The sequence below is a fragment of the Flavobacterium sp. CSZ genome, from assembly GCF_015350725.1.
GTDB lineage: Bacteria > Bacteroidota > Bacteroidia > Flavobacteriales > Flavobacteriaceae > Flavobacterium.
The window spans coordinates 157491-169511 of record NZ_JADKPQ010000008.1 but is presented as its reverse complement, the minus strand read 5'-3'; the positions used below and the strand labels follow the sequence as shown (position 1 = coordinate 169511).

The 12021-nt window shown below is 34.7% G+C and carries 6 protein-coding genes; 3 read left to right on the top strand and 3 right to left on the bottom strand.

Going from position 1 to position 12021, the window contains the following annotated elements:
* Nucleotides 1–59: 59 nt before the first annotated feature.
* Genes IRZ78_RS11380 through IRZ78_RS11370 form a run of 3 tightly spaced genes read right to left on the bottom strand, consistent with a single transcriptional unit; the run spans nucleotide 60 to nucleotide 6312 of the window.
* Entirely contained in the window at nucleotides 60–2264 is a 2205-nt protein-coding gene (locus IRZ78_RS11380; RefSeq protein ID WP_194616659.1) for an alpha-galactosidase, read from the bottom strand.
* A gap of 18 nt (nucleotides 2265–2282) precedes the next feature.
* Nucleotides 2283–4253, bottom strand: coding sequence for a sialate O-acetylesterase (locus IRZ78_RS11375; protein WP_194616658.1), 1971 nt, complete (start codon nucleotides 4251–4253; stop codon nucleotides 2283–2285).
* A gap of 10 nt (nucleotides 4254–4263) precedes the next feature.
* Nucleotides 4264–6312, bottom strand: a complete 2049-nt coding sequence (locus IRZ78_RS11370) for an alpha-galactosidase (protein WP_194616657.1) — start codon at nucleotides 6310–6312, stop codon at nucleotides 4264–4266.
* 565 nt (nucleotides 6313–6877) lie between these two features.
* Between IRZ78_RS11370 and IRZ78_RS11365 the strand changes: the two genes are divergently transcribed.
* The 3 genes from IRZ78_RS11365 to IRZ78_RS11355 all read left to right on the top strand — a co-directional run bounded on the left by IRZ78_RS11365 (nucleotide 6878) and on the right by IRZ78_RS11355 (nucleotide 12018).
* On the top strand, nucleotides 6878–7477 hold the full coding sequence (locus IRZ78_RS11365) for an RNA polymerase sigma-70 factor (protein ID WP_194616656.1): 600 nt from the start codon (nucleotides 6878–6880) through the stop codon (nucleotides 7475–7477).
* A gap of 67 nt (nucleotides 7478–7544) precedes the next feature.
* Nucleotides 7545–8648 (top strand): FecR domain-containing protein, encoded by a 1104-nt coding sequence (locus IRZ78_RS11360; protein WP_194616655.1) that lies wholly within the window; start codon nucleotides 7545–7547, stop codon nucleotides 8646–8648.
* A gap of 10 nt (nucleotides 8649–8658) precedes the next feature.
* Nucleotides 8659–12018, top strand: coding sequence for a SusC/RagA family TonB-linked outer membrane protein (locus tag IRZ78_RS11355; RefSeq protein ID WP_194616654.1), 3360 nt, complete (start codon nucleotides 8659–8661; stop codon nucleotides 12016–12018).
* The last annotated feature ends 3 nt before the right edge of the window (nucleotides 12019–12021 follow it).

Genomic DNA, 12021 nt, shown 5'->3' with positions numbered 1-12021 from the left:
ACGTTTTAATAGGTATTTATTTAGAAATGATAGTACAAATATATACTAATGTTTGAGATTTAGGTCTTTGTAATTTTTAAAACAACGCTCGTATTAGTAGAATTCACATTCGGGTTGATACCAACCTGCATTAAAAAATCGCCTGAATATGTGGCGGTTTCTACCACTGGCTTTTTATCTGGATACACGTTGATTTCCTCTACTTTGTAGTTTTGTCCTGCTTGTAATCCTTTTAATTTAATTGGTAAATGCGTTCCTGCTTCGTAACGGGAATTAACCGAATAACTAAAAACTACTGCTTCGTTACCGTTTTTGTTTACAAACATTACAGATGCAGCATCATTACCCCAAGGATTTTGCAAACGATATTGGTCTCCCTGCCAGATTGTATTACTCAATGCATTATAATTTTTGATGGATTGTTGAGCAAAAGCCAAATCTTTTTCGTTTAGATCTTTTACTACAATATCAAAACCTAATCTTCCCATCATGGCAACATCTGTACGGTATTTTATAGGTTGTTTCCCCCAATCTGTTACGTGCGCTGCGATTGTCAATGCAGGGTAAAAATACGAGTATTCCCATTGCATATACACTCTTTCTAAAGGATCTGTATTATCACTTGGCCAGAATTCTGTAAAATATTTTAGGGCAGCATAATCTACTCTACCTCCACCACCTGAGCAAAGCATCATTGGTACTTTAGGGTATTTTACACGAATACGTTCCAGAACTTTATACAATCCTGTTACATAATCCGTATAAAAATTAGATTGTTTGTCTTTTAAATTGCTTGAATAGGCATTGTAAATTACTGCATTACAATCCCATTTGATATACGCCAATTCCGGATTTTCTGTAAAAAGATTGTCTACCACTCCATAAACAAAATCCTGAACTTTAGGGTTTGATAAATCTAAAACCAATTGGTTACGGAAATAATGTTCTGCTCTTCCCGGTTGTTTGATGATCCATTCCGGGTGTTTTTTGTATAAATCACTCGCCGGGTTTACCATTTCTGGCTCAATCCAGATTCCGAATTTTACCTGATTGTCTTTGGCTGTTTTTACCAAAGTTCCAATTCCGTTTGGTAATTTCTTTTTGTTTATGTCCCAGTCTCCAAGAGCTGCGTCATCATTGTTACGAGGGAAATTGTTTCCAAACCATCCGTCGTCTAATAAAAACATATCAACGCCTAATTTTTTACTATCTGCGATAAGTACTTTTAGTTTATCTTCATCAAAATTAAAATAAGTCGCTTCCCAGTTATTTAGCAATGTCAAACGGCTTCCTTTTCCGTCTAATATTTTATAAATTCTTGACCAGTCGTGCAAATTACGGCTGGCAGTTCCTTTTCCTTTAGAAGATAAAGTGTACCAAAATTTAGGCGTTGTAAAAACAGTGTTTTTTGCCAATGAATACGCTGCCGCTGCATTATTAATACCCGAAATAACACGAAGATTATTCAACGGATCTAATTCTAAATCTGTACGGAAATTTCCTGACCATTCTAAACCTGCAAATAAAACTTTTCCTTCGTCTTCTGTAGCAGGTTTGTCCAGAGAAACCATAAATACAGATGGTTGAAACAAGTTGGCACGTGAACCTAATTTTGTATCCAAAACCTTAATTCCGTGCGTCAGTTTGGTTTCTTCAGGCTGCATTTCTTTTGCCCAGTCACCATGATATTGATTCAGGTAAAAGTTCTTGTATCCTTTAAGGTATAAATTAGCCGAAGCATATTTGTTTAAAGTAATATTTCCTTTTTCTGCGTGTTTAATAGTTGTCCATTGCTCGATAACATCAGTATCATAATACGACTGAATAAACAAATGAACCTCGATTGGGTAAACATTATCCTTAAGTGTAATTTCTGTTTGAGAAACTCCTGTGCTTACCGTTGTTGTTTTATGGTCTACATATAATAAATCTAGTGAAGTATTTCCGTCAGCGTGCGTTACTGCAATTGCTGGTTCCAGTAAGTTTTTAGAACCAGATGGCGTATAGGCTGCATTGTAAATTCCTGAATAATCTGTTCCTTGTTTGAACTGACCTTGTATTTTTACATAATCAAAATCATTGGCTAATTTTTCTCCTAAGTAAATAGTGTTTACTTCTTTTCCAGGAGTAACTTGCAAAACAAGCGCATTACTTTTTGTTTTTACTGAGATAATTTGTTGCGCCGAAACCGGGCTGCAATAACTCGCCAGCATAAAAAATGCGATCCCAAAAGATTGCCTTAAATTGGTAATGTGTTTTTTCATTTTTATTATATTTTATTTCTATTTCTTTTCTTGTGTAATTCCTGCCCAGACATCTGTTCTAAAAGAAGATGCCGGTAATCCCGATACATTCGTTAAATTTCCGTCAGGATTATCAGCCCAATTGTAGCGAACGGCTACCGGATTTGGAACTTCGTGAGAATATACCTCGACTTTATCGTTGACTACTTTAGCCTCAGCCCAATAAAACTTTTGGTCTGATCCCGCAATGCTAAATCCTTTAAGCGTATCGTCTCTGGCTTTTATGTTTTTATTAAAATCAAAATCTATAGTAACTGTACTTCCTTTGATATCATACGATTTATACAACGGTCCCGAATAATCAATTTTGACATTATACACCTTTGCCAAAGCAATACTGGCCAAACGACCTCCTACATCTTGCTTGTTTTTTGGGTGAATGTCTTCTCCGTTCCCAATATCGGTTGTAACCGCCATTCCGGTGTTGGATAGTTTTAAAGCTTTAAATTGTGCTTCTCTCAACTCTGCCCAATCAGAATCTCCCGGTTGCTGTTTTTGTTGTTTGTAATTGGCTAATTGAACAAAGAAAAAAGGCAAATTTTTATCTTTAAATTTTTCTCTCCAATCGTTTATCAATAATGGAAATAATGTCTGGTATTGATGCGCTCTTTCAGCATTACTTTCTCCCTGATACCAGATTACTCCTTTTATTTTATAATCAATCAAAGGTGCAATCATGGCATTATATATCGCGCTTGGTCTGTTTTGGCCTTGATCCAAATACGGTTTTGCAGGCAAATCTTTGATATCTGCGCCAATATTATATTTCCAGTCTCCGGCTAATGAAATTGATTGTTTTCCTGATTGTAATGAGAAGTTTTCATCTCCATAAACTCCTCCGTTTCCTGCTCCGTCAAAAACTCGTATCGTTATAATGTTCTCTCCTTTTTTGAGAAACTTTGACGGAATTGTATAATGGCGTTCTACATTATATCCTTTGGTTTTGCCAATATAATTTCCGTTTACCCAAATCATATCGTCATCATCTGCCAAATAACTTAGGGTAAATTCTGCATTGTTTGCAGCAATAGTTACTTTTTTTCGAAACCATACTACGCCATCAAAATTGGCTAATCCTTTATTTTCAAAAAATGCCGGCAATGGCATTGTTTTCCATGATGTATCATCAAAATTGGCTGTTGCCCAAATCGCTTTTCCTGCCCCAAATCCTTTATCCGAATCTGTCAGTTTCTTTTCCCATACGGCCATATCGGCATTGTATTTTTTCAGTAAAGCCTCCTGATCAACTTCTGATTTCATCGCCTGAATTTCGGCATCAAAATCATGAATGGTCGATAACGCTCCAGAACTTGTCCAGGCTTCAATTAATGTTCCTCCCCATGAAGAATGAATCAACCCAATTGGAATATTTTTTTCTTTGTAAATCTTTCTGGCAAAAAAATAGGCCGTTGCACTAAAATCAGCTATCGTTTTTGGACTGCAAACATTCCATCCGTCGTGTTGTACTTTTAGTGTGTTTAATGGTAAAGCACTTTCTATATGTTCTGCCTGCAATAATCGTATTTGAGGATAGTTGGCGTTTACTATTTCTTCTTTATAATTGTCAATTTTTCCCCAGCCTTCCAACGGCATTTCCATATTACTTTGTCCAGAACACAACCAAACTTCACCAATTAAAATATTGTTGAGCGTTCTATTCGTTCCGTCATTTATAGTAATCGTGTACGGCCCTCCATAAACGGGAGTTTTAAAAACTACTTTCCATTTGCCATTTTCGACATTGGTTTTGTATGTTTTTTTATCCCATGAAGTGGTAATACTTACTGATTTCGCATCACTTTCTCCCCAAAACGGAACGGCACTTTTTTGTTGCAGTACCATATTATCTGTAAAGAAAGAAGGCAATGATACTGTCGCATTAACTGCATTTGACCAAAGGATTAGTAACGTCAATAGTAGCATCGTTTTCTTAAAAAACTCTTTTTTCATAAGCATTCAGTTAACGATTTACAATTTTAAATAAACGGGCATCTTTAGAACCAATACTTACATTTATACTGTTGTTTTTTACTTCGCTATTTTGAGCAGTAAAAACATCCTGCAATTTATAGCTCCCATTTTTTACGCCTAATCTTTGTAAAGGAAGTGCATAATTTTTAGGCATATTGCTGTAATTTAAAACGGCGATATACCAATTGTTCCCTATTTTTTGTTCGAAAACTTCGGTGGTTAATTTTCCTGTATTTCCTTCCAGCGGGCGAAATGCTAAACCGTTTTCTACAATTTTAAGTAGTTCTTTATTCTGCAACCATTCTTTGGCACGTTTGCTCCAGATTCCGTCTTTGCTGTAATCGTCTCCGGTAATTAAGGTTCCTGTAATTACAGACGAAATTAATCTTGCACGGTTTTCTCCTTCGGTCACATCGGCAAAAACCACGTGATCTGCATCGATATAATCGTATGAATACGTTTGCCACCAACCATAGTTTACACTATTTAAGGTATATTGTGTTTGCTCAATAGTTTTCCAGGCATCGCACGCAATACGACGAACGTGTGCGTAACGGGAAGTGGCCATATTAGGAGAAATCGCAGCATAAATTAGCATTTTTCCGTCAAGCGCATTTACTAAATGTTCCATCCCTACTCTATAAGCCTGCATTCCTGTTGTTACATTTTGATCATAAAACGAAGTAGATTCCGCGGCAGCGTGACCCAAAAAGTCAATTTTGATCATTTTAAAACCGCATTCTTTTAGTTTATTAATCACATAATCAACGCGTTTTAAAGTTCCCGGATGTGTAGGATCGATGGCACGAGCACCATCAAAATCAAAATAAGTATTTCCGGTTTTGGTCCACATTTGTCCAAAAGTATAATCACTTCCTTCCGCTTTACGATCTGGGCCATCTTTCCAGCCCCAATCTGTAAACGGTGCCCAATACGCTCCCGGTTCTAAACCTTTCTTTTTGCAATAATCAGCAAATTCTTTTAGTTTGCTGAAATCTCCTGTAAAACCACCTTTTACCATATTGTCCCAAAACGAATCAAGATCAATATAAGCGGTATTACCAACACGAAATTCCGGAACCGAATTGGCAAAGAAATCAGCTACTTTCGTAGTATTCTCAAAATTGATTTTTTCCATCAAAACTCCCCAGCTGTTCCAGCCTACCGGAGTTGGTTTGTCCCACGCAAAAACATAAGGTTTCTCTACGATACGATTGGTTTTAGCATATTGTTCCATTCCGTTTCTCCAGTCTGAGTAATAACCCACGAAGAATTTTGGAGAAGCTACTTTATCTCCTTTTACAATACCATGTGCAATACTATCGCGTGTATTTTCTTTTTCTGAATATCCTGCCCAGGCAGAAAATGAAGCTTGTTTATTTTGATTGTTTGTTTTTACGGCACTTTTCCAAATGGTATGTTCAAGCGAACCTACAATAAAACCGTTACGGGATGCATTATTGAATATAATTCCAACTTCGGCACTATTGTTATGAGAAATCGTATCTAATTTTTTAGAATTATAACTAATGAATGCATCATTATCATAAGGTACAAAAACGGTATGCAGATTTTCTATTTTATCAAAAGCAATTTTTCCTAAATCTAACGGTGCAATATAATTGGTGGTAATTTGCTGTCCGTTGCCTAAAATTTCTAATTGAGTTATAAAATAGTCCTGATTGTTATAAATGTAAAAACTTTGGATTAGAGTAGGCTTACTTTTTTCTCTATAAGTAAGTGTGTATTTTAGACCTTTTCCTAAATCATCGCTAATAGCTTCTTTTGCAAAAACTGCATCCGGATAATCGTTTGCCGCAATTGTTTTACTATTAACCAAAACCGAAGCTTTTGCTCCGCTAAAAATAGTTTTGCCAGATTGACTTACTTCAATTGTTTTTTCTTTGGCATCATAAGTTATAATACCACTTTTGCCAAAAGTCATTTTAATGCTTTTTTGGGCGAAAGCAGGCGTACAAAGTGCCACCAATAAAACGGAAAAAAACAGGTTTTTTAGTAGGAAAGGATACTGTCTCATTAAACAAATTTTAGGTTATTATACTATTCTATACTACAATGATACAAATTAAAATTAATTTACCAATATTTGAGTGTAAAATTTTTTATCATATAAGTTATATAAGTACATATTAAAGGTCTTTCGCACAATTTTATACTTTGAATAAAAGAGATTTATAAAAAGCATTTCACCATATAAGTTATATAAGTTCATATTAAAGTTGGTGCGTATAATTTTTACTTTGAATAAAAAGGATTTATAAAAAGCATTTCACCATATAAGTTATATAAGTTCATATTAAAGTTGCTTATATGATTTTTACAGTTCAAAAAACACCGAACTTATATTTACTTATATAACTTATATAGTTTAATAAACACACGCAGCGGTACTAAACTTACTTATAAGTTATAAGATAAACGCGTTTTTTACACTTATTCTGAATAATATTTTTTGAAACGATGTTTATTTGAATTTTATTTAGAATTAATATAAATAAACTTTTATATTTGCCGCTTTCTGTGCAAAAAGGTCTTTTTATTAAATTGCCTTTATTGCTTTCTAAAAAAGTGATTTTCTTATAATGAATAATAATACCAGTTTCGAATTACATCTTTTTGAATCTTTCAAAGAAGGAGACGAAACTGCCTTTACTTATTTTTACGATAAATACTTTCGCAGAATCACCGCTTTTAGCGTTCAGTTTATTTATGATAAAGATGAAGCTGAGAATCTGGCTCAGGAAGCTTTCCTGCATTTATGGCAAAACAGGGAAACTGTCGAATCAATAAACGGTATCCAGTCTTTTTTATATACGTATGCCAAATCGAAATGCCTGAACATGATTCGACATAATAAGGTAAAGGATAAATTCAAGAGTGACATATTAAACCAAAAGGAAAGAGAACTGGATATTGAAATCTTAAATTCGGTGCAGTTTGATACTTTAGAATTAACCGAACTTGAACGTTTAATTCAGGAATCGATAAGCGATCTACCGCCTAAAACCCGCGAAGTTTTTATAAAAAAACGTTTCGAAAATAAAAAAAATGCAGAAATCGCCCAAGAAATGCAAGTGACTTTAAAAGCCGTAGAAGCCCATATGACAAAGGCTTTGAAGATTTTAAAAACAAAATTGTCAGATTATCTGTTCTTAATTTTTATCCTTATTTGTAATAATTAAAAATAAAAGGTAGGGTATTTTATTTCTGAAGTGTACTTACTAAAACGAGAAGTTCAAAAACTTAAATATGACATCGGAAATCATTTATAAATACCTTTCGAACGAAGCTTCAGAACAAGAAGTTCAAATGCTTTTTGAATGGATTGATGCTTCGAAAGAAAATAAAAGGCATTTTATAACCTTAAAGAAAACCTGGGCGTTAACGGCACTTTCTGAAGATATTTCTACAGTATCAACTCCGGTAGTCTCAATTCAGCCTAAAAAGAAAGCAATTCAGTTCCTGAAATATGCCGCTGTATTTTTGGTTTTATTTGGTTTAGGAAAATTAGCTTTCGACTTTACCCAGAAAACAAAATCATCAAAAGAGATTGTTTTAGAATTAGCCGATGGCCGCTCTGAATATATTACGAAAGACAACCAAACGAAATTAGTAAACGACAAAGGCGATCTGATTGCGAAGAAATTGCCAAACCAAATCATTTATTTTGGTAAAGTTCAGGATCAGGAAGTGGTTTACAATACGCTAAAAGTTCCTTACGGAAAAAAGTTTAAACTTACACTTTCTGACGGAACGGTGGTCAATTTAAATTCAGGAACAACTTTAAAATATCCGGAGCAATTTGGCATCAACGGAAAAAGAAATGTGTACTTAGCCGGTGAAGCTTTTTTTGAAGTTGCCAAAGACAAAGAACATCCTTTTATTGTCAACGCTAATAAGGTCGATATTGAAGTTTTGGGAACCAGGTTCAACGTAAGTGCTTATCCTGAAAATCCAAGTGTAAATGGTACTTTGGTTGAAGGAAGCATTCAGATGTATGAAGCCGAAAACAAACTAAATGCTGTTTTACTTCAACCCAATCAAATGGCAACCTGGAACAATAACTCCAAAAAAATTATAACAAAAGAAGTTGACCCTAGCTTTTATTCGGCATGGACAAAAGGTGAACTTGCTTTTAAAGATACCCCATTCTCCACCATCGCTAAAATAATTCAGCGTACCTACGACGTCGAAATTATTAACGAAAATACTGTTTTGGCCAGGCAGAATTTTACGGGAACTATTAAAATTAGCGAATCCAGTGTAGAAAACATTTTAGAACTTCTAAAACGTGACACGCCATTTAATTATTCCGTTAAAGGAAATACGATAACCATTACCAATCTTCCATAACTAAATAAATATGACTTTTACGATACACGATTTAAGGAAAATTCTATTTTTCCTAGCCCTATTCATATCCTGTTTTAAAGGTTTTTCTCAGAATAAAGGCGTTACATTACAGCTCAAAAACAAACCTATCAGTCTGATTATTAAAGCTATTGAAGAACAAACCGATTTTAGGATTATTTATAACGCCCGAAAAATTGATGCGGATCAACTGGCCGATCTTAATGTTCAGAATGTAAGTTTAGAAACTGCTTTAACGCAATTATTTGCCGGCAAAAATATTTCGTTTTATATCCAGAAAAAACAGGTTTTATTAACGAACGCTGCTCCTGCTCTAACATCTAATATATCTTCTGATGAAAAAGAGCGATTCATTAGCGGAACGGTTTATAATGCCAATGACAAACAGCCACTTCCCGGCGCAACAATTCGTGTAAAAGGAACCGGAATGGGCGCTATAACTGATTTTAGCGGAAAGTTTGTTTACCAGCTAAAAGGAAACAACATTAACGATATGGTGCTTGAAGTTGGCTTTTTAGGAATGATTTCTCAAACTGTAAAAGCAGATAATAAAAAAGAATTTACTTTTTATCTTGAAGAATTTACAGACGAGTTAAATCCGGTTGTGATTACGTCTTCTTATGGTACTACAAAACTAAAAGAAGAGATTGTAGGTAGTATTTCGACTTTAAATGCAAAAGATATAGCTGTAGAACAAGCTTCAGAAAGTATCGATAAAATGATTACGGGGCAAATTGCAGGTGTTATGGTCGAAAATACTTCTGGTGTTGGCGGTCCGGTAAAAATCAATATTCGTGGACAAGGAACATTATCTTCTTTAACCGGAGCAAAAACCGGAACTTCTACGCAGCCGTTAATTATTATTGATGGTGTTGTAATGAGTGAAGAATATGCGATTGACGCTATCTCTTTTAACGGGAGTGGTGATACTTCCGAAGATTTAGCCAACCCGCTAATGAAAATTGCACCTGAAAATATTGAGACGATATCCGTTTTAAAAGATGGTGCCGCAGTGGGGATTTATGGTGCTGATGGTGCAAATGGCGTAATTTTAATTACGACCAAAAAAGGAAAAAAAGGAAAAACACAATTTGGTTTCTCTAACCAATTGGGAATTTCTTCTGCTATTAACAGAATTAAATATCTAAGTGGAGAACAATTTACTGAACTTAGAAATGATTACATGAAAAATACCACAACAGGCTATACTCCTGTCGCTTATAATGGTATAAATACAGATTGGTTCGAGGTTTTAAACAGAAGCGGAATTTATAATAAATATAATTTCAATGTTTCGGGATCAACTTCAAAATTCTCCTATCGTACGAACGTAAGCTATTTAAAAATTAATGAACCTCAACTAGGCAATGATACCAAACAATTAAACGCAGGAATTAATTTAGGATTCAATTCAGGAAAATGGAGTGCTAACTTAATGCTGAATCCAAGTTACGTACAAAAAGATGCTCCAAATATCTTTTCTAGTTTTGCTTATTTGCCAACGCTAGCAGTTTACAATGCAGATGGTTCTTATGCAGATTTGGGAGTAAGCGGTATCACAAGAGGAAATCCGCTGGCTGCTATTGAACAAAATAAAAATCAGTCGCAGACATTTGGTCTTCTTGGAAGTTTAAATTTATCGTATCAGCTTAGTAAGGCTATAAAATTTTCGACGCTTTTCGGGATGGACTATACAGATAAAGAGCAGGATCGTTATTTTTCTGCTGCAAATGAAAGTGGTCAGTTTAATGGATCTTTTACACTTAACGGAATTTTGTATCCTGCATGGGGAAGACGAATTTTAAATCAACGAAATTCGACAAAATGGAACTGGCAGGGACAAGTTTTATTTAATAAACAATTAAACGAAAATCATGAAATTGATGGTGTCGCAGGTTTTGAATTATCTGAAGATAAAACAGATTTTAATTTTAAATCCGGAGTAGGATTTGTCAATCCGTATCAAATTAATAAAATCAGTGATGCTGTCAGAGATGATAATCCTGCAACTGCTTTGGTTGATGAATCTAAAGTCGGTCAGAGTTCCAGAGGTGAAATTAGCTATAATTCGAGAGTTTCATTTCTATCTCAGGTGAATTATAACTATAAAAAACGTTATTATGTTTTAGCGAATTTAAGACGCGACGAAAGCTCTGTTTTTGGAGATGATACAAACGTTGCTCTTAATGGCGGCGCAGGTTTGAGTTGGATTACAAGCAATGAAAATTTCTTACAGTCAAATACATGGATTGATTTTCTAAAATTTAAAGTGAGTTACGGTTCTACAGGAAATTCAAGAATTGGTTCTTATAGAGCAAAAGGTTTATATAATATTACTCAAAACGACTATAACGGGTACATCGGAGCAACGACCGGTGCTGCTCCAAACGGGAATTTAAGCTGGGAAAAAAACACAAAATTTAATGTTGGTTTTGATTTTAATATTTTTAAACGAATCGAATTGACTTTAGAATATTATTATGACAACAAAACCGATTTAATTACGACAAGAGATATCCCAACAGAAACCGGATATAATTCTGTTCAGTTAAACGCGTCGAGCATGTATAATAAAGGTTTTGAATTGACTACCAGAATTAAATGGATAAAAAGTAATGCTTTTAAATGGACTACAACATTCAATATTTCTACTGTTGAAAGTAAAGTAACTGATCTAAAAGGTTTAGGAAGTGACTATGCTTTAGGAAATCTTGCCTTAGCACAAAAAATAGGCTACAGCACAACTACTTTATGGGGAATAAAATGGATTGGAGTGGATCCCGCTACAGGTAGAGATCTCGTAGAAAAAGATGGAAAAATATACGATACGAAAACGTATAATGATTCTCATACTGTTGCAGACTGGGTACCAATTGGCGATACCCAGGCAGATGCCTACGGAGGTTTTTATAACAGTTTTACATTTTATAACAATCTAACCTTATCTGTAAGAGGTGATTTTCAACTAGGAGGCGATGTCTTTGTGGGTGATGTTTATATCGACAAGTATTCTAATACTTTAAATAGAAATCTTTCTGTAAATGCGTACGATTACTGGAGAAATCCAGGTGATAATGTTTCACAGTCAGCAGTAACATCTTCACCTATTATTCCTAATTTAAGTAAGTACATATATGACGGTACTTATGTACGAATCAGCAATATTAATTTAAGTTATAATGTACCCCTAAAAAATACTTTTCTGGATGCTCTGTCTGTTTTTGCAGATGCTTCGAATGTGGCGTATTGGTATAAGGAAAAAAGTCCGAAAGGAATGAACGGAATACGAGAATACAGTTTTATATATCCTCAGGCCAGAACAATCTCGCTGGGAGTTAATGCTAAATTTTAAAGA

Coding starts and splice junctions, on each gene's coding strand:
- IRZ78_RS11380 (WP_194616659.1), bottom strand. CDS start 2,264: ATGAAAAAACACATTACCAATTTAAGGCAATCTTTTGGGATCGCATTT.
- IRZ78_RS11375 (WP_194616658.1), bottom strand. CDS start 4,253: ATGAAAAAAGAGTTTTTTAAGAAAACGATGCTACTATTGACGTTACTA.
- IRZ78_RS11370 (WP_194616657.1), bottom strand. CDS start 6,312: ATGAGACAGTATCCTTTCCTACTAAAAAACCTGTTTTTTTCCGTTTTA.
- IRZ78_RS11365 (WP_194616656.1), top strand. CDS start 6,878: ATGAATAATAATACCAGTTTCGAATTACATCTTTTTGAATCTTTCAAA.
- IRZ78_RS11360 (WP_194616655.1), top strand. CDS start 7,545: ATGACATCGGAAATCATTTATAAATACCTTTCGAACGAAGCTTCAGAA.
- IRZ78_RS11355 (WP_194616654.1), top strand. CDS start 8,659: ATGACTTTTACGATACACGATTTAAGGAAAATTCTATTTTTCCTAGCC.